Source organism: Methylobacterium sp. UNC300MFChir4.1 (assembly GCF_900110155.1).
In the GTDB taxonomy this organism is placed as follows: Bacteria; Pseudomonadota; Alphaproteobacteria; order Rhizobiales; family Beijerinckiaceae; genus Methylobacterium.
In genome coordinates, this window is the sequence record NZ_FOCS01000041.1 from 1 (window position 1) to 21,510 (window position 21,510).

18 protein-coding genes and 2 pseudogenes are annotated in these 21,510 nt (G+C 66.0%); 10 read left to right on the forward strand and 10 right to left on the reverse strand.

Annotated elements, in window-relative coordinates; genetic code table 11:
- A partial coding sequence (locus BMY19_RS28560; RefSeq protein ID WP_139215729.1) for a transposase occupies positions 1 to 289 on the forward strand: 289 nt, incomplete at its 5' end.
- 16 nt (positions 290 to 305) lie between these two features.
- On the opposite strand, the pseudogene BMY19_RS28565 reads toward BMY19_RS28560, so the two are convergent.
- The 3 genes and pseudogenes from BMY19_RS28565 to BMY19_RS28575 all read right to left on the reverse strand — a co-directional run.
- Positions 306 to 1,271, reverse strand: a pseudogene (locus BMY19_RS28565) (amidohydrolase family protein); the annotation flags it as partial.
- 47 nt (positions 1,272 to 1,318) lie between these two features.
- Positions 1,319 to 2,587, reverse strand: a complete 1,269-nt coding sequence (locus tag BMY19_RS28570; RefSeq protein ID WP_244535057.1) for an ABC transporter substrate-binding protein — start codon at positions 2,585 to 2,587, stop codon at positions 1,319 to 1,321.
- Positions 2,588 to 2,624: 37 nt separating this feature from the next.
- The gene (locus BMY19_RS28575; RefSeq protein ID WP_100253721.1) at positions 2,625 to 3,305 is read right to left on the reverse strand and encodes a DJ-1/PfpI family protein; all 681 of its coding nucleotides are present in this window, start codon (positions 3,303 to 3,305) and stop codon (positions 2,625 to 2,627) included.
- Positions 3,306 to 3,398: 93 nt separating this feature from the next.
- On the opposite strand from BMY19_RS28575, the gene BMY19_RS28580 reads away from it, so the two are divergent.
- Positions 3,399 to 4,337: a GlxA family transcriptional regulator gene (locus BMY19_RS28580; protein WP_100253722.1), complete on the forward strand. Its 939-nt coding sequence runs from the start codon at positions 3,399 to 3,401 to the stop codon at positions 4,335 to 4,337.
- A gap of 204 nt (positions 4,338 to 4,541) precedes the next feature.
- On the forward strand, positions 4,542 to 4,805 hold the full coding sequence (locus BMY19_RS31795; RefSeq protein ID WP_100253723.1) for a type 1 glutamine amidotransferase family protein: 264 nt from the start codon (positions 4,542 to 4,544) through the stop codon (positions 4,803 to 4,805).
- Between the two features lie 411 nt (positions 4,806 to 5,216).
- On the opposite strand, the gene BMY19_RS28590 is transcribed toward BMY19_RS31795, so the two are convergent.
- Positions 5,217 to 7,178: a response regulator gene (locus tag BMY19_RS28590; protein WP_091683076.1), complete on the reverse strand. Its 1,962-nt coding sequence runs from the start codon at positions 7,176 to 7,178 to the stop codon at positions 5,217 to 5,219.
- A gap of 264 nt (positions 7,179 to 7,442) precedes the next feature.
- Between BMY19_RS28590 and BMY19_RS28595 the strand changes: the two genes are divergently transcribed.
- Positions 7,443 to 8,942 carry a DUF2252 domain-containing protein gene (locus BMY19_RS28595; protein ID WP_100253724.1) on the forward strand — a complete coding sequence of 500 codons (1,500 nt, stop codon included), beginning with the start codon at positions 7,443 to 7,445 and terminating at the stop codon, positions 8,940 to 8,942.
- A 301-nt stretch (positions 8,943 to 9,243) separates the two neighbouring features.
- Here BMY19_RS28595 and BMY19_RS28600 read toward each other — a convergent pair whose 3' ends face one another.
- Positions 9,244 to 10,107 (reverse strand): transglutaminase family protein, encoded by an 864-nt coding sequence (locus tag BMY19_RS28600; RefSeq protein WP_091683079.1) that lies wholly within the window; start codon positions 10,105 to 10,107, stop codon positions 9,244 to 9,246.
- A 163-nt stretch (positions 10,108 to 10,270) separates the two neighbouring features.
- Between BMY19_RS28600 and BMY19_RS28605 the strand changes: the two genes are divergently transcribed.
- The 6 genes from BMY19_RS28605 to BMY19_RS28630 all read left to right on the forward strand — a co-directional run bounded on the left by BMY19_RS28605 (position 10,271) and on the right by BMY19_RS28630 (position 15,747).
- Complete coding sequence (locus BMY19_RS28605; RefSeq protein ID WP_244535059.1) at positions 10,271 to 10,681, forward strand: response regulator; 411 nt, start codon at positions 10,271 to 10,273, stop codon at positions 10,679 to 10,681.
- A gap of 503 nt (positions 10,682 to 11,184) precedes the next feature.
- Complete coding sequence (locus tag BMY19_RS28610) at positions 11,185 to 12,057, forward strand: STAS domain-containing protein (RefSeq protein ID WP_100253725.1); 873 nt, start codon at positions 11,185 to 11,187, stop codon at positions 12,055 to 12,057.
- A 4-nt stretch (positions 12,058 to 12,061) separates the two neighbouring features.
- Positions 12,062 to 12,463, forward strand: a complete 402-nt coding sequence (locus BMY19_RS28615; RefSeq protein WP_091683084.1) for an STAS domain-containing protein — start codon at positions 12,062 to 12,064, stop codon at positions 12,461 to 12,463.
- Positions 12,444 to 12,848, forward strand: a complete 405-nt coding sequence (locus BMY19_RS28620; protein WP_091928423.1) for an anti-sigma regulatory factor — start codon at positions 12,444 to 12,446, stop codon at positions 12,846 to 12,848. The genes BMY19_RS28615 and BMY19_RS28620 overlap by 20 nt, the downstream gene beginning before the upstream one ends.
- A 2-nt stretch (positions 12,849 to 12,850) precedes the next feature.
- Positions 12,851 to 13,846 (forward strand): ATP-binding protein, encoded by a 996-nt coding sequence (locus BMY19_RS28625; protein WP_091928424.1) that lies wholly within the window; start codon positions 12,851 to 12,853, stop codon positions 13,844 to 13,846.
- On the forward strand, positions 13,843 to 15,747 hold the full coding sequence (locus tag BMY19_RS28630; protein WP_091683089.1) for an ATP-binding protein: 1,905 nt from the start codon (positions 13,843 to 13,845) through the stop codon (positions 15,745 to 15,747). The genes BMY19_RS28625 and BMY19_RS28630 overlap by 4 nt, the downstream gene beginning before the upstream one ends.
- A gap of 230 nt (positions 15,748 to 15,977) precedes the next feature.
- Here the strand turns inward: BMY19_RS28630 and BMY19_RS28635 are convergent, their stop codons facing one another.
- The 5 genes and pseudogenes from BMY19_RS28635 to BMY19_RS28650 all read right to left on the reverse strand — a co-directional run.
- On the reverse strand, positions 15,978 to 16,610 hold the full coding sequence (locus BMY19_RS28635; protein ID WP_100253731.1) for a tyrosine-type recombinase/integrase: 633 nt from the start codon (positions 16,608 to 16,610) through the stop codon (positions 15,978 to 15,980).
- 386 nt (positions 16,611 to 16,996) lie between these two features.
- Positions 16,997 to 19,573 (reverse strand): CheR family methyltransferase, encoded by a 2,577-nt coding sequence (locus BMY19_RS28640; protein WP_100253726.1) that lies wholly within the window; start codon positions 19,571 to 19,573, stop codon positions 16,997 to 16,999.
- A 38-nt stretch (positions 19,574 to 19,611) separates the two neighbouring features.
- Positions 19,612 to 19,866 carry a hypothetical protein gene (locus BMY19_RS28645; RefSeq protein ID WP_091683092.1) on the reverse strand — a complete coding sequence of 85 codons (255 nt, stop codon included), beginning with the start codon at positions 19,864 to 19,866 and terminating at the stop codon, positions 19,612 to 19,614.
- A 33-nt stretch (positions 19,867 to 19,899) separates the two neighbouring features.
- Positions 19,900 to 20,232 carry a hypothetical protein gene (locus BMY19_RS30665; protein ID WP_139215730.1) on the reverse strand — a complete coding sequence of 111 codons (333 nt, stop codon included), beginning with the start codon at positions 20,230 to 20,232 and terminating at the stop codon, positions 19,900 to 19,902.
- A gap of 174 nt (positions 20,233 to 20,406) precedes the next feature.
- Positions 20,407 to 21,502, reverse strand: a pseudogene (locus BMY19_RS28650) (IS3 family transposase); the annotation flags it as partial.
- Positions 21,503 to 21,510: the final 8 nt, after the last annotated feature.

The window sequence follows — 21,510 nt, forward strand, 5'->3', positions numbered from 1 at the left end:
GGGCCGCCCGCGCCTACGTCCCCGGCGGATGGCAGGCGACCGGGGCTACTCCAGTCCGCCGGCCCGTCGTCGCCTCCGACAACGCCGGGTCGAGCCGGTGATCCCCACCCGCAAGGATCAGCCCCGCCAGCTCGATTTCGACAAAGCCGCCTACCGCGAGCGCAACAAGGTCGAGCGGTTGATCGGCCGGCTCAAGCAGTATCGCCGCATCGCCACCCGCTACGAGAAGCGAGCCGCGAACTACCTCGCCATGGTCACGCTCGGCATGACCATGCTCTGGCTCAGATGACTTTGCAGAGACGCCCTAGCGCCGAGGGATCCTCCGCCTGGGCCGCGAGGAGGTCGTCGCGGCTGACGAAACGATGGCAGGAGCCGAGCGTCTCCACGGTGCCGTAATCACCGCCGGTGCGCTCCGGGAACGCCGGGTCCGCGAAGAAAGCAGCTCCGACCACGGTCGAGCCCGTGCCATAGGGATAGGCCTCAACCGTGACCTTCAGGCCCTGCGACTGGGCGTTGCGGACGAGGTCGGCCGAACGCTCGACATCCTGCAGGCTCGTCGAGTTGAAGTGGCAGATGTGCATGTGCGCGCCGGTGGAGCCCGCGAGGCCGATCAACCGGGTGTAGGCTTCGACCGAGCTTTCCGGGTCGATGTTTGACATGAAGGCCACATGCGTGAAGGTCGGCGCACCGGCGGATGCGGCAAGGCTGCAAAGTTCTGAGAGTTCCTTGAGGCCGGTGCCCGGGGCATAGGCGTTCGGAAAGCCGATGCCGAGGCCGCCCTGGTCGAGGCCCGACCGGACGCGGGCGACGATGTCCGCAGTCTCCGCCACGCTCGCAACGTCGTCGGCCCAGCGGCGATCCTGCATGGCGCGACCCATTCCGGCAATGCTGGAGTCGATCTGCTGGGCGGTCATGGCCGCAATACGGGCGAAGACCCAGCCGGTCGAGGCACCGTAGTTCAGCAGGCGCCCCTGCTCCGCCTGCTCGTCATACCAGCGGGCGACGGGCCATACGCCGAGTTCGAGTTCGAGCGAGGTCGTGACCCCGTCGAAGGCCTGCATCCGGTCGGCTGGCAAACTTTGTCCATGTGCATGCAGGTCGATGAAGCCCGGGGCGACGATGAGCCCGTCGACCGGGAGGATCGACCGGGTCGCGCCCAGATCGTGGCCGATCGCGACGATCCGACCATCCTCAAGCGCGAGGTCCGCAATGACGTCGGTGCGGGTCTCTGGATCGACGATCCGACCACCGCTCAGGATAAGATCATGCATGACGTTACCTGCTCGCCTCGTGCCGCATCGACTGGTCTGCACATGGTTCACCCCTTGGGTCGCGCCGCGACCGGGCTGACGAGGGGACACTCGCTATCGGACAGGGGCGGATATGCTTCGGAGGCCGGCACTCGTTCGACGACCTCATAGTAATCCCATGGTTGTTTCACATTCTCGGGCTTTTTGACTTGCACCAATAGGAAATCGTGAACGAGTTTGCCGTCGGCCCTCAGCTTAGCGCCGCGTGCGTAGAAATCATCGACGGGGCGCGCCCGCATCTGTTGAAGGACCGGGCCCGTCGCATCCGTCCCGGCCGCGGCCACGGCCCTGAGATAGTGAAGCACCGATGAGTAGACGGCGGCGTGAGGAGCCGTCGGCATCACACCGCGCAACGCGGAGAACCTCTTCGCGAACGCCCGGGTCTCGTCGTTGAGGTTCCAGTACCACGCCGTTAGCGTCGTCAGCCCTTTCGCGGTCGCCGGGCCCATGCTGTGGACGTCGGTGAGGAACATGAGCTGGGCGACCGGAATCTGGCCGCCGGAATCCATACCGAACTCGTGCCATTCCTTCATCGCGCTAACGAGCTGAGCTCCCGCGTTGGCGAACGCGACGACCTTGGCGCCGGAGGCTTGTGCCTGGAGGAGATACGAGCTGTGATCGGCCTCGCTCAGAGGATGGAAGAGGGCTCCGAGCGACCGTCCGCCGGCGGAGGCGAGGATTCGCTGCGTTTCGGAGACCATGTTGCGCCCGAACGCGTAGTCCGCACCGATGAAAAACCAAGTGTCGGCGCCCTGAGCGACCAAGCGTCTGGTTGGGCCCGCGACGAGGTTGTAGGAATCGTGTAGCCACGCGAGCCCCGTCTCGGAGCATTGTCTCCCGCTGATCTCCGTCGTCGCCACGGCAGAATAGAGGACGATCTTGTTCTGCTTGCCCGCGATAGCCTGCACCGCCAAGGCGACCGCGGAGTTGCCGACGTCGACGATGACGTCCACACTGTCCACGTCGAACCATCGGCGCACCAAGGCCGAGCCGACATCCGGCTTGTTCTGATGGTCGGCGGTCAGGACATCTACCTTTAGGCCGGGATGCTCTCGCGCGAAATCCTCCACGGCCAAGCGAGCTGCCGCGATCGAACCGACGCCCGCCTGATCGGAAAGCGGACCGGATTGATCGTTGATGACGCCGATCCGCACGGCACCGTCGGATAGTGCGGCGGCGTTCGCGATGCCTGTGGCGAGGTGGCACGCCAGCATCAACAGGGTGAGCCGACGGGCGTTCTTCATGATGCGCGTCGATCCGCGATGGAGAACCGACATGGTGACCCCTCGGATTTCCGAATGATTCGGCGCGACGTCAGCGTCCGGTGACGCGTTTCACGACCTCCAGCCGGCGAGCCCGGGCATTCGCAATCTTCTCTTCCATGAACGCGACCACGTCGGGAGGGGCCGTATCTGGGGAGCCGGAGTGGAACGGGGGGGCCGGATTGTATTCGAGACGAAGTTGGACGGCCTGCGCGGTATGCGGGTCGACGAGTTGCGCGACGAGCGTCAGCGCGAAATCGATCCCCGCCGTCACGCCTCCCCCGGTCATCCGGTTCCGGTCGATGCAGACCCGCTCCGTCGACACGCTCGCGCCGAACAGCGGCAGCGCCTCCCTGGCACTCCAGTGCGTCGCCGCCCGGTATCCCTCCAGCAGGCCGGCGGCACCGAGGACCAGCGATCCCGTGCACACGGATGTAACATAGGAGGCGCCCCTCGCCTGCTTGCGGAGGAAGTCCAGCACGGCGCCGTCTTCCATGAGGGCGTCTGTGCCGTAGCCGCCAGGCACGCAGAGCACATCCAGTTGCGGACACTCGGCGAAGGTCGTGGTCGGGGTCAGAACGATTGGCCCATCGCTCTTCACCGGTTCGACGCGTTTCCAGACGAGGTGTACGGTGGCGTCGGACAGGCTAGCAAAGACTTGAACTGGCCCGGTCAGATCGAGTTGGGTGACGTCCGGGAAGACTAGCAGACCAATTTGAAGGGGGCGGGCCAAGGTCGTCTCCGGCTCGTCATCGTCACTGCCCGGTCAGACTGACATGGTTTCGCCGCTGGCCGAATGGCGTATTTCCCTCGATTTCGGACACAGATGATCGGCATCCTTATCTTCCCCGAATTTCAGATCCTGGATGCCGCAGGGCCGATCGCAGCCCTCGAAGTCGCCCGTCGCCGTGAGCCCCGCGTTCTGGATGTGCAGGCCATCGCCGACGGAGCGGGTCCTGTGCGCAGCTCGTCGGGTGTGATGATGCATGCCGACGATCTGCAATCGGTGACCGCTCTGTCCACCTTGATCGTGGCCGGTGGGGAGGGCGTTCACGACGCGCTCCTGAGCCGAAAGCTCCTCGCCTTCGTCGAAACCATGGCGGCGCGAGGCGCGCGGGTCGCCAGCGTCTGCAGCGGCGCCTACCTCCTGGCCGCGGCCGGGCTGCTCAACGGCCGCCGCGCGACGACGCATTGGTCGCTCACGGCAGACTTCAGCGCGCGGTTTCCGGGCGTCGACCTGATGCCGGACCAGATCTACACAAGCGATGGTTCGGTCTGGACATCGGCCGGCATATCGGCCGGCATCGATCTCGCCCTTGCGATGATCGCGGCCGATTACGGCGACGGCCTCGCACAGGATGCGGCCCGTCAGCTCGTCCTGTATCATCGCCGTGCCGGAGGTCAGTCGCAGTTCTCTACACTTCTTGAGATGAAGAGCCAGAGCGGCAGGTTCGCGGCGCTTCTTCTCTGGATCCGCGATCACCTTCATCTCTCTCTGACGGTCGAGGTTCTGTCGACCCAGGCAGGGATGTCGGCACGGCACTTCGCGCGGGCCTTTGCGGCTGAGGTCGGAATAAGTCCCTCGAAGGCCGTCGAACGCCTCCGGATCGAGGTTGCCCGAGAACGTGTCCAGTTCTCGGCCGAGCCGATCGAGCATATCGCGGAAGCCGCCGGCTTCGGCGACCCGGAGAGGATGCGCCGCGCCTTCATCCGGGTCTTCGGCCACTCTCCGCAGTCGGTTCGCCGAATGGCCCGGGGTCGCTGAATCGATTATCTCCAGCCCTCCCGCGACGTCCGGCAATGTCGCCGGACGACCGCGGCGCCAGGACGCGCTACGTCACGAGCGTTTGTACCGGCTTCCTCGTGCTCGCCGCCGCCGGGCTGCTGCACGGCTACAAGGCGACGGGCCAATGGGGAATTAGGGAGTTCTTGCCGCTCATGGGGGCGACCTCCGGAGGAGGCCCGCGTCGTGCAGGACCGCAACCGCCTGACCGGGGCCGGGGTGACAGCGGAGCTCGATTTCGGCCTAACGTTGGCCGTGCTGCTGCGCGGGCAGGAGGCGGCCGAGCGGGCGCAGCTGATCCTTGAGTACGAGCCCGAGCCGTCGTTCCACAAAAGCACGCCGACGCTCGTCGGGCCGGAGCGCATGACGCAGATGCGCGCGGGCCGGACTTGGATGGACGGCCAGACCCGCAAGGCCGCGCTCGCGGCCGCGAAGCACCTCGGGATTTGACCGGGCAACAGTCAAGGTTAGCTCGCGTCAGCAAGTGACCCGCCGCGGCCAAGGACGACGCGAGACTCGACACGTTGCAACCGAGTTGACGCCGACTGCCTTCTCGCGTTGGACGGGCTGGGCCATGCCGGGCAATCGACGGCTTCGATGTCCGCTTCGGAGCCGTCTTTCCACACATTTGAATGACTGGAATTGGCGCCAAGCCGAATGTCCGGTTCGGCGCGCGATTGAGATCCAGCGTGACGTAATAGTCTGGCCGAGAGCCGTCATTCCGCTTTGGAGCAAACGAGTCAGAAAAGCGGACACAGGGCCTACGACCCGGCCCAGTCATTCGGGCTTCTGAACTGATGACCTCAGATTAGACTACGGGTTAGGCTCGATGCCGATGCTGCTGCGCCACCTTCACCCTTTTCAGGCGGTCAGACCTCTCAGCCTTTCTGCCAGACTCGCCGACGCGAGGTCGCCACGATTGAGGATCTGGCTCGCGCCGCGAAGCTTGCTCCGGTCGTCCGCCGAGAATTCCCGACCCGTCAATACGATCACCGAGATGTCCGAGCAGCCGGGCACGGCTCGCACGCCCTCTAGGAAGCCGAAGCCGTCCATGATGGGCATGTTTAAGTCCACGATGACCACGTCCGGCTTGGTGGCTGCCACGTGCTGCAGGCCTTCTTCCCCGTTCGAGGCTTCCACGACCGACCATCCGTCCTCCTCGAGGGTGGAGCGCATCGCCATGCGGGTCACGGCCTCGTCTTCGACCAAGAGCACGGTGCCGCGCCGGTCCGTCCCCGACAGCCTGAACTGATTCACAATCTTGCCAAACCGGGACCAGTCGACCGGCTTCAGCATGTAGTCCGAGGCGCCGAGCGATTCCGCGAGATTGCGTTGGTCGACGGACGTCACCATCACTACGGGCGTCGACGCAAGTATCGCGTCCGCTTTGATCTGGCTCAGCACCGACCACCCGTCCACACCCGGCATCATCACGTCCAGCACGATGGCGCGCGGTCGCAGCTTCCGGGCTAGGTCAAGGCCGCTCCTGCCGTTCGTGGCTGTCTGGACCCGGAAGCCCTCGCGATGAAGGAACCGCGTCGTGAGCGCGAGCTGGTCCGGATCGTCTTCGATGACCAGGATGACATCGCCATCCAGCTCGTCGTCAACAATGATGTCCGGATCGTTCGAGGCTCGCTCATCGACGGGTGGAACAAAGGTTGCCGGCACGGTGAACGTGAATGTACTTCCCTGGTTAGGCGTGCTGGAGACCGTAACCGTCCCTTCCAGCATGTCGGCGAAGGAACGCGTGAGCGACAGGCCGAGCCCGGTCCCCCCGAAGTTGCGCGTCGTGGAGGCGTCGGCCTGCTCGAAACGCTGGAACAGGCGCGAGACCTGCTCGGCCGTCATACCGATCCCAGCATCGGTGACAGAGAGCGAGAGCCGGTCGATGCCCGAGAGATCCGTCATGCGCGAGGCGGCGAGCGTGATGATCCCATTTTCCGTGAACTTGGCGGCATTGCTCAAGAAGTTGAAGAGCACCTGGCGTGTCTTCGTCAGGTCGGAATGCATCTGGCCCAGGCCGACCGCGAGTTGCAGTTCGAGCGTGTTGCCCCTCTTGCCGACCAGCATCGCGACCGAACTCGCGACGTCGCGCAGCATGTCCTCCACCGCAAAATCCTCGGTGTAGACCTCCATCTTGCCGCTCTCGACTTTGGAGAGGTCCAGCACGTCGTTGATCAGGCCGAGCAGGTGACGGGCGTTGCGCTCGACCTTGCCGATGTCGACCACGAGGTCCGACGCTGCGCAGCCGTCGGAGATCTCCTCACCCATCATCTCGCTATAGCCGATGATTGCGGAGAGCGGGGTGCGGAGTTCATGGCTCATGTTGGCCAGAAAATCGCTCTTCGCTGTGTTGGCCTGCTCGGCCGCTTCCTTAGCGGCCTCCGCCGTCGCATTGGCGCGGGTCAACGCCGCCTCCCTTTCGACGAGGATGTGGTTTGCAGCGTGGAGCCGCCCCAGCGTAGCTTCGTTCTGCGCGACGGACCGGCGCAGGGTGTGGCAGATGCACACGATGGTCGCGCCGACCAATGCGTACTGACACAGCAAGGCATCGTCGACGCCGTTGAGCATCCCGTCCTGCGTGTAGAACCACGCGGCGATCAGGGTGGACAACGACAAGGCCAGCGTTCCTGGACCCCAGCCAAAAGCGAGGCTCGCGAGCAAGAGAACCGGGATGTACAACAGGAACGGCGCGACGTAGGCCGGAGCGAGGAACCGAACGAACGTCATGGCGCCGACAAACAGCAGCGTGACGCTGTAGTCGGTGACCGGCGCGTGACGCCGGCGGGCGACCGTCCCGATCAGGTTGTGCAAGCTGCTCATGAGACGTGAGTGTCACGTGCCGGATGCTTTGCAAAGCGAGCGCGTCCTGCACCCGCCTCGGGGCACGCCGAAGGTCGTCGCAGAACGCGGGCCGCGGTCATCATGCTCGGGCAGCCAGAATGAACGAGCCGGGCGTGCGATAGATGTCTGGTTCGGCGCGGCAACTCGCCGTCCGCGGGGGTGCGCGATTAAGTCCACGTTGAGCGGCGGGGTTTATTCCGCGGCCGGACCGTTGCCTGGGTGTGGAGCGGTCGGACGAGGTCGATGGAACGGTCAGCGCAGCCTACGGATACCCCATCGGCGGTGACCGATGAGCACGATGCGGTCATCGAGGCTGCCGAGGAGGTAGTCCTCGATCCCCTTGCAGACTTCCCGCATATCAACCTGCGCGCGGGTGTGGAGCCGTGGGAGAAGCGCCGGGCGGCCGGCAAGGTTCTGCGCCTGGAACTGCCCCACGCTGCCCATGCCAACCTCAATATCGCCCGCGATCGTCCCGACCCGGTGACCCTCATCGAAGCGGCGCACGCGGGACGGCAATCACACCTGATCCCGCTGCGGGTCGCCCGCATGGCCTCCTCGCCGTTCGCCTTTCTGCGCGGCGCCGCGCAAGTCATGGCCTGGGATCTGGCACAGGGACCGCGCGGCGCCATCGATGTAGTTATGAACGGCGACGCGCATATCTCGAACTTCGGGCTTTTTGGATCGCCCCAGGGCGATGTGGTGCTCGACCTCAACGACTTCGACGAGGTGACGGTCGGGCCGTGGGAGTGGGACCTGAAGCGGCTTTGCGCGAGCATTGAGGTCGCCGCGCGGGATGCAGACGTCGCCGCATCGGAACGGCGGCAGGCGGTACTGAGCGCGGTGGCGGGTTACCAGCACACGATGGACGATCTCGCCCCGCGCGGCTCGCTCGACGTGTGGCGGCGCGCGGCACGCGCCGAGGACCTCGCCTTCGCCGGCATCGAGATCGACGCGCGCTCACAGGCTGTGGTTCACAGGGCTGTCGAGAAGGCGCGGCGGAAGAACAACACGAGCTTGCTCGACCAGGTTGGCGAGCGTCGCACGGACGGTGGCTGGCGCTTTCGCGAGGAGCCGCCGATCCTCGTCCGCGTCGATGAGGCCACGCGCGAGCTTGTGACCACCGGTCTGGAGCGCTACGCCGAGACGCTGCCGCGCGAGCGGCGGTTCATGCTCAGCCGCTACCATGTGGTCGACGTGGCCCACCGCGTCGTCGGTGTCGGGAGCGTCGGGACCCGGGCCTACGTCGCGCTGCTGTGCGGCAACTCCGATCGAGACGTCCTCTTCCTCCAAGTGAAGGAAGCCGTGCGGCCGGCGCACGCGCCCTATCTGCGCGGCATGCCCAGGCCCTATGCCGATCACGAAGGCGAGCGCGTGATCTACGGTCAGCGCCTCCTGCAGGCCGTGGGCGATCCGCTGCTGGGATGGACGAAGATCGAAGGGCGTCCGTTCTACGTGCGGCAGATGAAGAACATGAAGGGCGAGATCCCGGTCGCGCGCATGACAGGCCGATCACTCCTGTACTTCTCGCACGGGTACGGAGCGCTGCTCGCCAAGGCCCACGCACGAACCGGGGATGCGGCAGCGATCGCAGGTTACTGCGGTCATGACGGCCGTGCCGATCTGCGCGAAGCCCTGGCCGACTGGGCTATGGCCTACGGAGAACGGAACGCTGAGGATTATCGGACCTTTCGGGACGCCATCGCGGCGGGCAGGCTTCGCGCGGCCGACGATCCGCATCTCTGACCTTACGGGTGCGGTCGCGATCGCCCGGACACAGCGGGCTTCTCTCGGTGTGTGGGACCCTGGTCGAGCCTGCACCGACGGCGTCGTTCGCCCGCGCGTGTAGCCCCGAACTTGGCGCCGCACGAGCCGAGCCGTCGCCGGACCGGGGCGCTGTGACGGGTCGAACCGTCTCCCCTACGCATGGCCGCCTCGTCCGGCGTGCCGGCCTCTGGATCGCCGGAGCGTTGCGACGTCGATCCCCATGCCGGACCCGGCACAGCCGGACCGCTGCCTGAGGCGGCAGATTCTGGCTGCATCAAGCCTACCCGCCGACGCTGACCTCCACAGACATGTCCAGAAAGGCGTCCGCCGGCCCGGCGAAGCTTCCGACCAGCGGCATGGCCTGTCGAATGTCGCGTGCGACCGCGACCGGGATCAGGCTCGCGCCGCCGACGCTGCGGTTCGTCGGATCGAAGGTGATCCACCCGGCACCCGGCAGGAAGGCCTCCGCCCAGGCATGCGTGGCTCCCGCATCGGCGGAGCCGAGCAGCGTTCGCGACGGGTCGTGGAGGTAGCCGGACACGACCCGGGCTCCGAAGCCGAGGCTGCGCACCGCCTCGACGAAGAGCGTCGCCAGGTCCCGGCACGACCCCATCCCCAGAGACAGGGTCTGGCTCGGCGACTGCGTGCCCTCGTCTTCCCGACCTTGGTAGGCGATAGTGCCACCGACCCCGGCGTTCAGATCCTTGAGGAGCGACAGGGTGTCGGTTGGGCAGGACGCCACGAACCCCTGCGCCCAGGCCCGCAGGCTCGGCTCCCCCTCCGGATATTGCGGGATCGTCAGGGCGCCGAGGTCCGTCCACTCGTCATCGGTGTACTGGAACGGGAACGCGATGGCGGAGGCGGCGATGGCGAAGACGGGATAAGCCTCGGCCGAGAGTTCGACCCGAGATACGCTCTCCACGACGAGACGATCAGTCGAGGGCCCGAACGTGGCCGTCGCCACGGCGTTGCCGGCGACGTCGTAGGCCCAGGTCACGGTGGCGTCAGGCGACAGGGTGATGTTGCTCGACAGCAGGCGCAGGTCGCGGCTCTCCCGCGGCCGCATCATCAGCCGGTGCGGTCCGAGATTGACGGGCTGGCGATAGCGGTACATCGTCTGGTGGCGGATACGCAGGTCGATCAAAAATCTGTCCCTTCGGTCCGGCCCGGCTGTGCACGGCATGCAGGCTGCCGCGACGCAGCCTAGCATGGATCCAGCCACGTACCGGCCCTGAAAATTGGACGATCTGCCCAGATCACGGTTCCATCGGGAGGCAACCTTCCGCTCCCGAGCGAGCTTTAGCTGTGTGACACATGATTCCAAGGGCGATGCGCCCCACGCCCTCGTCGTCGACGACGACGCCCTGATCCTGATGGAGGCGACCAGTATCCTTGAGGATGCGGGGTTCCAGGTGCTGGAGGCGATGAACGTCGTCCAGGCTCTGCGAATATTGGATCAGCATCATGACGCGGTTCAACTACTCTTCACTGACGTGCACATGCCGGGGAATGCCGACGGCTTCGACTTGGCAAGGCAGACAAATGAGCGCTGGCCGCACATCGCGGTCGTGGTCGCCTCGGGCCGGGCCGCGCCTGAGCCCGGCGACCTGCCGGAGGGCGCGACGTTCATCGGCAAACCGTTCAGCGCCGAGATCGTCCGGCATCATGTCCGCAAAACACTGCCGGACGAGAGGCACCCGAAACAGTTGAGGACGTAGTCTTTCGAACCTGGCGTTTCGTACCTGATGCGAGAGTCTTTCGCGACCGGAAGTAGCTCTTGGAGACGCCCGTCCTCGGGTTATCTGATCGCCTGAAGTTGGCGTCAGCCGCTGGTAAATTCCGGAGGAGGTCGGACGGGAAAGCAGAGGCGCTGCTCCACAAGCAACCGCTTCGATTTGGGTAGTCCCTGTCGATCCAGGAAGACGCCTTCTCATATGCTGGCGCTGTCTTGTCGTCGCCGCTGCCGCCGCATTGATAAAAACTTTGATAATCAGTCAGGCCACACTTTTGTGTAAATTATCTTGGTCTGGGGGCCGCGCCCAGTGGACGTGAGGCGTCCGCGGCGGCAATGCAGCGATCCCTGTTACCGAAATTAACGAGACAAGAAGTAGAGCCGAAGGCGGGAAATAATTTGCCGCGGTCAGCTCCTTTGTAGCGATGCCGCCTATCGAGAGGCTCAATACCGGGATAGAGACTGCATCATAACGATGGGAAAAACCTGATGCGAATGGACGGCGTCGAGGTCCTGAAAAGGACGCTCACGGAAGACGAGGCCGCCATCCTCGAAGCCTGGAACATATCTCTCCGGAAAGGGACCTCCCTGCAGAGCGGTCGGATCCGAGAGGCCGAGCTCCAGACCCAGGCCAAGGCCGTGTTCGGCCTGCTTCGGGACGGACTTTCGTCCGGTGGGGTCGACGCGGACGCGGAAAGCTATACCCCGCTGCGCGAAAACCTCGCCGATATCTCCCGCTCGCGGGCGATCCAGGGGTTCACGCCGACCGACACCGCCAACTTCGTCTTCTCGCTCAAAGAGCCGATTTTCGAGGCGCTGCTGCGCAAGTCGGCCGCGGACGCCTCGGCCTTGGCCGCCGGCGTATGGGCGGCGGGGAAGGTACTCGACCGGCTCGGGCTGCTCACGATGGAGGTGTTCCTAGCCAGCCGCGAAGAGGTCATCGGGCGCCAGGGGCAGGAGATCGCCGAGCTCTCCACGCCCGTGGTTCGCCTCTGGGACGGTATCCTGGCGCTGCCGCTCATCGGCACCCTCGACAGTGCCCGCACCGGTGTCGTGATGGAGAACCTGCTCCAGGCCATCGTCGACGAAGAGGCCGAGATCGCCATCATCGACATCACCGGCGTGCCGACCGTCGACACCCTGGTGGCGCAGCACCTGCTCAAGACCGTGGCGGCCGCCCGCCTGATGGGCGCCGACTGCATCGTCTCCGGCATCCGGCCGCAGATCGCGCAGACCATGGTCCATCTCGGCGTGGAGCTGAACGTTATCTCGAAGGCGACGTTGGCCGACGCCTTCGCGCTCGCCCTCAGGCGGACTGGCCGCAAGGTTGTGCGCCAGCAGTCGGCTGAGGAGCGCCGCTGAGGCCATGGACCGCATCCCGATCCTCAAGCTCGGCGGCACGCTGATCGTCACCATCCAGGTCGACATGCACGACCGCCTCGCGCTGGCCCTGGAGGAGGATCTGACGGCGATGATCGCGCGCACCGGCGCGCGCGGCGTGCTCATCGAGATCTCGGCGCTGGAGATCGTCGATTCCTTCATCGGGCGCATGTTGGTGAGCATCGCGGCTGTCTCGCGCGTCCTCGACGCGGAAACGGTCCTGGCCGGTATGCGGCCGGCGGTCGCCATCACTTTGGTCGAGCTTGGCTTGGAGCTTACCGGCATCAGGACAGCCCTCAACGTCGAGCGCGGCATGGCCTTGTTGAAGGCGCGCTTGCCCGAGGACGGCGCGGGGCATTGGAGCGACCGTGACGGTCTCGAAGACTGAGACCATCCCCGTCCGGTCCGGTGACGACGTCGTCCGCGTGAGGCAACGCGTGCGTGCCCTCGCCATCGACATCGGCCTCGGGCTCGTCGATCAGACGAAGATCATCACCGCCGCGAGCGAGCTCGCGCGCAACACCCTCGATTACGGGGGTGGCGGTGAGGTCCGCGCGGAGATCGTCCAGGCCGGAACGCGCAAGGGCCTGCGCCTGACCTTCGAGGACCAGGGCCCCGGCATCGCCGACATCGAGCAGGCGATGACTGACCACTACACCTCCGGCAAGGGCCTCGGCCTCGGCCTGGGCGGGGCGAAGCGCCTCTCGAACGAATTTCAGATCGAATCGAGCCCCGGCGTCGGAACGCGCGTCATGATCACCCGGTGGAAATGAACATGGACCGGGTCACCGTCACGGAAGCGAGCCAAGTGGCCGAGGCCCGACGACGCGCAGTGGCCGTCGCTCAGTCCATTGGCTTCGACGAGACCGCGGCTGGCCGCATCGCGCTCGTAGTGACCGAACTCGCCACCAACGTGGTCAAGTACGGCGTGCCGGGCGAGGTCTTGGTCGGCACCTACGAGGACGGGACAGGCTCGGGCGTCGAGATCCTCGTGCTCGACAAGGGCGAAGGGTTCTCGAATCTCGGTCTGGCCCTGACGGACGGACACTCCACTGGCGGCAGCGCGGGCGAGGGCCTTGGCGCGGTGCGCCGCATCTCCGACGCTTTCGACATCGTGTCCCGCCCCGAGCTGGGCACGGCGGTGTTGGCGCGCCTTTCAATCGACAGGAAGACCGTTTCGGACGCCGTGCCGGGCTATGGGGCGGTGGCGGTCCCCCTGAAGGGTGAGACCGCCAACGGCGACGCCTACGCCGTGCGCGAGCGCGCCGACGGCTGGACCGCCGTGGTGTCGGACGGCCTCGGCCACGGGCCGGAGGCCGCCAAGGCTTCCGAAGAAGCGCTGAAGCTGTTCCGGAGACATCAGGACAAGCCGCCCGCCGCGATTCTGTCCGCCATCCATGCAGGCCTGTCGCACACGCGAGGGGGTGCGATCTCCGTCGCGCGGTATGAGCGGAACCGGGGCACTCTCGCGTTTGCCGGCATCGGCAACGTGCTGGGTGCGGTCGTCTCCGGCACCGTGACCAAGCGGACGGTCAGCCTCGCCGGGACGGCAGGGCACGCGGCTCGGCGCATCCAGGAGTTCGAGTACCCCATGCGGCCGGACGACCTGTTCGTGCTGTGCTCAGACGGGATCGCCACGGCTTGGTCGCTGGACGCCCATCCCGGCATCGCCGCCGCCCATCCGACGCTCGTGGCCGGGGTGATCTATCGCGACTTCGCCAGGGCCCGGGACGATGCCACCGTGCTCGTCGTGCGGGATGGGACGCGATGAGGTGGCCGCTCCTCACCAGTGCTATCCAGCACGAGGACGATATCGCGACGGTGCGCCAGCGCGTGCGCCGGCTGGCCGAGCGCCTGGGCTTCGAGATCCAGGACCAGACCCGCATCGCCACGGCAGTGTCCGAGATCGCGCGCAACGCCTACGGCTACGCCGGTGGCGGTCGCATCGAGTACGGCCTCGATCAGCTCGATCGGGACAGAGGCGAGCAGTTCCTGGTCATCAGGGTGAGCGACAAGGGACCGGGCATCGCCGATCTCGACGCCATCCTCGAAGGGCGCTTCCGCTCGACGACGGGCCTCGGCATCGGCATCACCGGTTCACGGCGGCTGATGGACCGCTTCGAGGTCGACACGGTGGCCGGCAACGGCACTGTCGTGACGTTCGGGAAGCGGCTTCCATCCGGGACCGGACGTTTTACGGGACCGAGGCTCGCGACCCTAGCCGAGTATGTCGCCCGGGCCAGGACTGAGGAACCGCTGGTCGCCTTGCGCGAGCAGAACCGGGAGCTTCTGCGCAGCCTCGCCGCGCTGGCCGAACGTGAGGAGGAAACCAAACGCCTGAACCAGGAACTCTCCGAGACGAACCGGGGCGTGGTCGCGCTCCACGCGGAGTTGGAGTCACAAGCCGTGCTCCTGCGCGAGGCGGGCGTTCTCCTGGAAAGCCAAGTGGCTGCCCGCACAGCCGAACTTGCTGAGGCAAACGCTCGGCTCCTGGCCGAGGCGGTCGAGCGCGAGCGGATGGAGCAGGACCTGCGGCAATCCCAGAAGCTCGAAGCGGTCGGGCAATTGACTGGCGGCGTCGCGCACGACTTCAACAACCTGCTGACCATCATCCGCTCGTCCGTCGACTTCCTCCGCCGCCCGGATTTGCCGGAAGACCGGCGCAAGCGGTACATGGACGCCGTCTCCGACACCGTCGACCGCGCCGCCAAGCTGACCGGACAGCTCCTGGCCTTCGCACGTCGCCAGTCCCTGAAGCCTGAGGTGTTCGAGGTCGGTGAACGCCTGCGCGGCGTGGCCGAGATGCTCGACACCATCACCGGCACGCGCATCCAAGTCAGGGTCGAGATGTCGGACAGACCCGCCCTGGTACGCGCCGACCTCAACCAGTTCGAGACGGCCCTGGTGAACATCGCCGTCAACGCCCGCGACGCCATGGACGGCAGCGGCACGCTGACGATGCGGGTGGCGGCCGGGCGGGCCATGCCGATGATCCGGGGGCATGCCGGCTCACGGGGGCCGTTCGTGGCGGTCTCGCTCGCCGACACCGGCTCGGGCATCCCCCCGGAGGTACTCGGGCGCATATTCGAACCGTTCTTTACGACTAAGGACGTCGGGCGCGGCACGGGTCTCGGACTCTCCCAAGTGTTCGGGTTTACCAAGCAGTCCGGCGGCGACGTGGATGTGACAAGCGAGAGCGGCCAGGGGACGGTCTTCACCCTCTACTTGCCCGAAGTCTCGTCCGAGACAGCCGAAGCCCCTGTCTCCGACCCCGACGCCGCTCTGTCGCCGGTCGGTCTCGGTCAGCGCATCCTGCTCGTGGAAGATAACCTGGAGGTCGGAGGCTTCTGCACCCAGATCTTGGAGGATCTCGGATACGCACCCGAGTGGGTCGTCAACGCGGAAGAGGCGCTCGAGCGTCTCGGGACGGACGGTGCAGGCTTTCAGGCCGTCTTCTCCGACGTCGTCATGCCAGGTATGGGCGGGATTGAGCTCGCCAGAGCGTTGCGCATGCGCATTCCGACCCTGCCGGTGATCCTGGCCTCGGGCTACAGCCATGTCCTGGCCCAGGAGGACAGCCACGGCTTCGAGTTAATCCACAAGCCCTATTCGGCCGCGCAGGTTGGCCGGGTTTTGCGTCGGATCATCGGCGCCTCGCCTCACAACTGCTGATGCTCATCCACCGGTGACGCGCTATCCGCAGTCGGCCATGGCCAACTTCCCACTCATGGTCTCGACCAGATTGCGCACGTTCACGTGGCTTCCGAACCCGCGACGTCTCGACTGCTGAAGAAGCGTCTGCTTCCGCGATGCGCTGGGGTGAGGCTGTACGGCGGGAATGGGCGCATTGCTGCTGGGCTGGTCTCGAAGCCCCTCGACGCAGAAGCCGAGGGGCCGAACGCTCAAATCTCAGTTCCCTCGGCTAGGGTCAAAGCATCTTCGACGTCGACGCCGAGGTACCTGACCGTGCTATCGATCTTGGTATGGCCGAGCAGGATCTGGACGGCACGCAGGTTGCCGGTCCGCTTGTAGATTAACGACGCCTTCGTGCGTCGGAGGGAATGGGTGCCATAGTCCTCGCTGCGCAGCCCGATGCCTGTGACCCACTCATCGACCAGGCGCGCATACTGCCGGGTGCTGATATGCGTGACGCCGTCGAGCCGGCTCGGGAAGGCATAGTCGTCGAGCGTTCCACCCCTGGCCTCCAGCCATGCGAGGATGCTGGTACGGGCGGGTTCGAGCAGTTCGAACTGCACTGGTCGGCCGGTCTTGCGCTGGATGACGATGGCGCGGCTCCGGACGCGACCACCGCTGACGAGGTCGCCGATCTTGAGCTTTACGATGTCGCAGCCACGAAGTTTGCTGTCGATGGCGAGGTCGAACAGCGCCCGGTCGCGTGTCCGCCGTTCGCGGTCGAGCCAGAACCGGATGGCCCAGACCTGTTGAGGTTTGAGGGCTCGCTTGGCGCCGAGCTTGCGGCCAGCGTTCCAAGCCGGCCGCCCTTTCGTAGCCGGATCGTGTGCTGAATGTCCCATCATCTGTCTCCTCGCCGGCCCATGCCGACGCGGGAAGGAGACACCCGAACCGAGGCTCTGAAGATGGGGGCATATGCGGACGTTCCGTTGGCGACCCAACCCAGCCACTTAGAGCGCGGGGAGCCCTTCCCATAAGCGGTCATAACCTCGGCCGACTGACAGCTTCGGCTCGGGGTAGCAATCGGAGCTTAGTCTGCCGCCAGATAGCTGACGTTCTACCTTCGACCTTGATCGGCGACAGGATTCGCTCTCTCCTGTACCCCAAAGGCGGGTAAGCCCTGCAATGCCGTAGCAACCTACGACGCGCTGGCGCAGTCTACTGTGTCTGCGTCACGCCAGTGCGTGTGGGCCACCGAGGTCGCAGGCGCGGCGTGCAAACCGGTCGGTCATTCCTGCTCGATCAGGTCCGTGAAGTTGGCGACGATCCCGGGCATGCGGCTGCCCTTGCGGGTCGCGGCCATCAGCCGGACCCGGTAGCGGGCGCCGTCAGCCCCCTCGATCGTCCGCTCGGAGGGCCGGTTCGCCGCCAACACCGTCGGGATCTCGTCCAACATCCAAGCTAGAGGAATCGGCGCAGAGAAGTTGCGCAGGGAGCGCCCTACATCACTCGGTTGTAGGCCGAAAATCTGCGCCGCCGCGTTGGTGAACATGCGGATGTGGAGATCCGGAGTCAGAAGCACGCTCGCGACGTTCGTGCCCTCAAACAACGTGGCCTGATCTTCGATTAACTGATCTATGGCCTCAATCTTGCATGTCAGTTCGGAATTAACCGTCTGAAGTTCCTCGTTCAGAGACTGTGTCTCCTCCTTCGACGCCTCCAGTTCCTCGTTGGCGGCCTGCATCTCCTCGTTGACCGAGTACAGCTCCTCGTTCGACGATTTGAGTTCCTCGAGGGAGGTCTCGTATTCCTCGATCACAGCCTGGAGCCGTTCCCGCGTCACACTCAATTCACGCTCAAGGCCCTGCAGCGCTGTGTCCCGCTCGTTCGCCTCCAGCGCCTGCTGGCGCTCCTTCTCGATGGGGGCAGCGGCCTCGTTGAAAACGACCAAGAAAAGCGGCTCGATCGCGCCGGGCGTGTTCAGCGGCTTGACCACCAGGGAGATCGACTGGAGACGGCCGTCCGGCAGTTCGACGCCGATGCCGCCACGCGAGACCAGGGTGTTGCCCTCGATCGCCTCGCGCAGGGCTGTCCGGAGATCCAGGCGCAAGCCTTTGCGCGCCATCGCGGCTAGTTCCCGGGTTGGCTGGCCAGGCACGACTTCCAGGTGATCGCCGATCCGCGACGAGTAGTGCACGGCCTCGCCCGTCCGCGTCACAACCGCGTGCGGCGGTGTGAACTCGGACAGCATCTGCGTCTCGACTGCGTGCCGCAGGGCAGCGTGCGTCGTCACCTGGCGCCGGTGCGGCTGGCCGGTATTCGTGAAGGTCGGCGTGTCCGGCCCTGACATCGGCGGCAGCCGCGCCGGCGGGATCGCGTCGCGAGCCTGGAAGATGCGGTTCCGCTTGTCGATCGTTTCAAACAGATCCTCGAACCGCGTGACATTCTCGGCCATCCCGATGAACAGGTAGCCGCGCGGCCGCAGGGCATAGTGCAGCACCGGCATCAGCTGCTGCTGGGCCTCGACGCCGAGGTAGATCATCAGGTTGCGGCAGGAGATGAGATCGAGGCGCGAGAACGGCGGGTCGCGCAGCACGCTGTGCGGGGCGAACGTGCACAGGTCACGCACGGACTTCGCGACCACCGCGCTGTCGCCCTCGACAACGAAGTACTGCGCGATCCGCTCGGGAGAGACAGCATCAAGGTAAGCCCTCGGGTAGCGGCCGGTCCGGGCTACCGCGAGCGAACGCTCGTCGATGTCCGTGGCGAAGATCTGCACCCGCGGTGGATCCGCCATGGTGAGCATGTTCTCGCGCAGGAGGATGGCCAGGGAGTAGACCTCTTCGCCGGTCGAGCAGGCCGGTACCCAGATCCGCACGACATCGGTCGCCGCGCGTGCGTCGAGCAGCTTCGGGATGACCTGGGTGGCCAGGGACTCGAAGGCGGCGGTGTCGCGGAAGAAGTTCGTCACGCCGATCAGGAGGTCCCGGAACAGCACCCCGACCTCGGCCGGGTCGGCACGCAGCAGCTTGAGGTAGCCGTTCGGCCCGGCCGCGCCGACGATGCCGATGCGGCGCTGAAGGCGGCGCACGAAGGTGCTGGGCTTGTAGCCCGAGAAGTCGTGGCCGACCTGGCGGCGGAGGATGGCGAAGATCTCGGTGAGCAGCTCGGCGTCGAGCCCCCGCGCGTCCGCGTCGCCCTGGGTGGCCAGCGCGTCCGGCGCGGCGGCGAGGTGCGCGGCGGCGTGCGCGGCGATCCGCTCGCCCATCCGGTCGGCCATCTCGCCGAAATCGACGAAGCCGGTCCGGAGTGAACTGAGCGGCATGTCCGCGGTCTCGGGGCCGTAACCATCCGCGGTCTGAGCCAGGGTCAGGCCACCGTGCTCCTTGATCGCCTTGACGCCGATGGCACCGTCGCCGTCGCCGCCGGACAGGATCACGCCGACCGCACGCTCGCCCTGGTCTAGGGCCAGGGCGGTCAGGAAAAGGTCGATCGGCTTGGTCTCGCGGCCCGCTGGCTCCAGCGGCGTCAAAGTCAGCCGGCCGCCCGCGATGCCCATGACGAAACCGGCAGGCATGACGTAGACGTGGCCCGGGCGGACCGGCACACCGTCGGTGGCGGCTTCGACCTCGAGCGACGTGAACTGGGCCAGCACGTTCGGGAGCTGGCTTTTATGTCCCCGGCTGAGATGCGTCACGACCACGAAGGCGGCCCTGAGCGTCTCGGGCACCCCTCGGAAGAAGCTCCGCATCGCCTCGATGCCGCCTGCGGACGCGCCGATGCCGACAACTGGAAAGTGGTCCTGGTCCATCACCCCGTTCTGAGCCCCCGGATCGATGCCACCCCGTTCGTCGGGTTTCAGCATCCTGCGTTCTCACCCGTTGTCGAGGCCAACCGCGCGGATCAGTCGTCCCGCGTGGCCTCCTGCACGACGTAGGCTAGGCAGCGGGCCCGCGCTTCGGGACTCTTCAGCCGCGCGAACAGGCGCAGCAACGTCACAACGTGAGCCGGATCACCCATTGCCATTACCGCATTTGCGACGTTGGGGGCCTCATCCGGTTTGTCTGCGAGGAAAGCCGCGACGGGAACACCCAGGGCCTGCGCAATGCGGTCCAGTGCGTCAGTGTCACAGCCGGCCTGCGGATCGTCGCCGTTCATCTGGCACCTCCACTGACGCTTGCGGGCCGTCGATCAATGCGTTGCGAGCCCGACCGCCTTTGGTCCAAACGCTCTCGCGATGCGACAACCGACATGATGGAGCACCTGACCGAGGAGGTTGCGGGTCAGTACGTCGGGCTCATCTTTCGCGGCCTCGTAGGCGTCGATGAGGCACTCCACGAGATACTGCGAGGGCGCAACGTCGTCGCTGAGCGTCGCTGAGCCAGCCATGGAGTTCGACTGAACCCGTGAGCGCCGGACGAGCTCACGCGATGCATCCAGCGTCCGCCTTGTTTCCTCGGCCGCCGCACGCAATTCGCGGGCAACCTCAAGGCTCCGATCTGCTAGATGGAGGCGGTCATTCATAGGCGTTCCAAACTTCGCAGCACGCCGAAGCGTCGATCGACTTTGGGCTTGACGGGCAATCATGCTCTCAATTTCTAGATGCGGCAAACTTGTGTAAACCGCGGCTCGGTCATCCGACACCTTCCCCGCTCAGCATGAGCGTATCAGAGGTGTCCGCGATGCCGAGGGAGGATCAGCGAACAGATCGCGCCGCGCTTCATCCCGGGTCGCCCATCGTCGCTGATGGACGAGCTCGACCTTGAGTGTGTGGAAGAAGCTCTCCATCGGGGCGTTATCGTAGCAACAGGCGGTCCGACTCATGGACGGCCTGGCCCCCATTGCGGCGAGCTGCTTCCGATAGGCCTCGGCCGCGTACTGGCTGCCGCGATCCGAGTGGCAGATGAGCCCGGCGGCCGGCCGCTGCCGCTGGGCGGCCATCATCAATGCCGCTACGCTCAGCTCAGCGCGCATGTGATCGCGCATCGACCAACCGACGATCTTGCGCGTGGCCAGATCGAGGACGGCGGCCAGATACAGCCAGCCCTCGCCGGTCGGCAGGTAGGTAATATCAGCCAGCCAGACCGTGTCGGGTCGCGCGGCTGAGAAGTCCTGCTTGAGGAGATTGGGCGCGATGGGGAGATCGTGACGGCTGTCGGTCGTACAGGGCCGGAACCGACGCCCCGCCAAAGCACGGATGCCGTGCCGGCGCATGAGGCGCTCCACCCGTCCGCGGCTGACAGACCGGCCCTTGGCCCGCAGGGCGGCATGCACGCGCGGGGAGCCGTAGCGCCGGTGATGGGCGGCATGGATGCGCCGGACGTCGTCCAGGAGTTGGCGGTTGGAGGCCGAGCGGGCACTTTCTGGACGTGACCGCCATCCGTAGAAGCCGCTGGGTGAAACTCCGAGCACGCGGCACATTAGACGCACCGGCCAGGTCCGCGCATGCTGCTCGATGAAGGCGAAGGTCACTTGGGCATCTCCGCGAAGATGCCGATGGCTTTTTTAGTACGTCGCGCTCCATGCGCGTGCGGTCGAGCTCCCGCCGCAGTCGGGCGATCTCGGCGGCCTGATCGGACGGGGACGCAATTGGGCTTGGTGGCGAGACGCCCGTCGATCCAGCAGACCGCGGCCCGGGTGAGGCCCCGTTCAGCGTGGCACGCCACTGCCTCAGCATCGAGGGCTGGATCCCAAGCTCGGCCGCGACCTGCATCTGTGGCCGGCCGCTGCTCTCCAGCAGGGCGACCGCTTCGCGTTTGAACTCGGGCGTGAACTCTCGTCTCGTCTTCGCCATCCGACACC

Excerpts from the sequence above, each read along its gene's own strand:
- BMY19_RS28645 (WP_091683092.1), bottom strand. The coding sequence starts at position 19,866 with ATGAACGGCGACGATCCGCAGGCCGGCTGTGACACTGACGCACTGGAC.
- BMY19_RS30665 (WP_139215730.1), bottom strand. The coding sequence starts at position 20,232 with ATGAATGACCGCCTCCATCTAGCAGATCGGAGCCTTGAGGTTGCCCGC.
- BMY19_RS28635 (WP_100253731.1), bottom strand. The coding sequence starts at position 16,610 with ATGGGACATTCAGCACACGATCCGGCTACGAAAGGGCGGCCGGCTTGG.
- BMY19_RS28590 (WP_091683076.1), bottom strand. The coding sequence starts at position 7,178 with ATGAGCAGCTTGCACAACCTGATCGGGACGGTCGCCCGCCGGCGTCAC.
- BMY19_RS28640 (WP_100253726.1), bottom strand. The coding sequence starts at position 19,573 with ATGCTGAAACCCGACGAACGGGGTGGCATCGATCCGGGGGCTCAGAAC.
- BMY19_RS28630 (WP_091683089.1), top strand. The coding sequence starts at position 13,843 with ATGAGGTGGCCGCTCCTCACCAGTGCTATCCAGCACGAGGACGATATC.
- BMY19_RS28625 (WP_091928424.1), top strand. The coding sequence starts at position 12,851 with ATGGACCGGGTCACCGTCACGGAAGCGAGCCAAGTGGCCGAGGCCCGA.
- BMY19_RS28610 (WP_100253725.1), top strand. The coding sequence starts at position 11,185 with ATGCGAATGGACGGCGTCGAGGTCCTGAAAAGGACGCTCACGGAAGAC.
- BMY19_RS28570 (WP_244535057.1), bottom strand. The coding sequence starts at position 2,587 with ATGTCGGTTCTCCATCGCGGATCGACGCGCATCATGAAGAACGCCCGT.
- BMY19_RS28580 (WP_100253722.1), top strand. The coding sequence starts at position 3,399 with ATGATCGGCATCCTTATCTTCCCCGAATTTCAGATCCTGGATGCCGCA.
- BMY19_RS28595 (WP_100253724.1), top strand. The coding sequence starts at position 7,443 with ATGGAACGGTCAGCGCAGCCTACGGATACCCCATCGGCGGTGACCGAT.
- BMY19_RS28615 (WP_091683084.1), top strand. The coding sequence starts at position 12,062 with ATGGACCGCATCCCGATCCTCAAGCTCGGCGGCACGCTGATCGTCACC.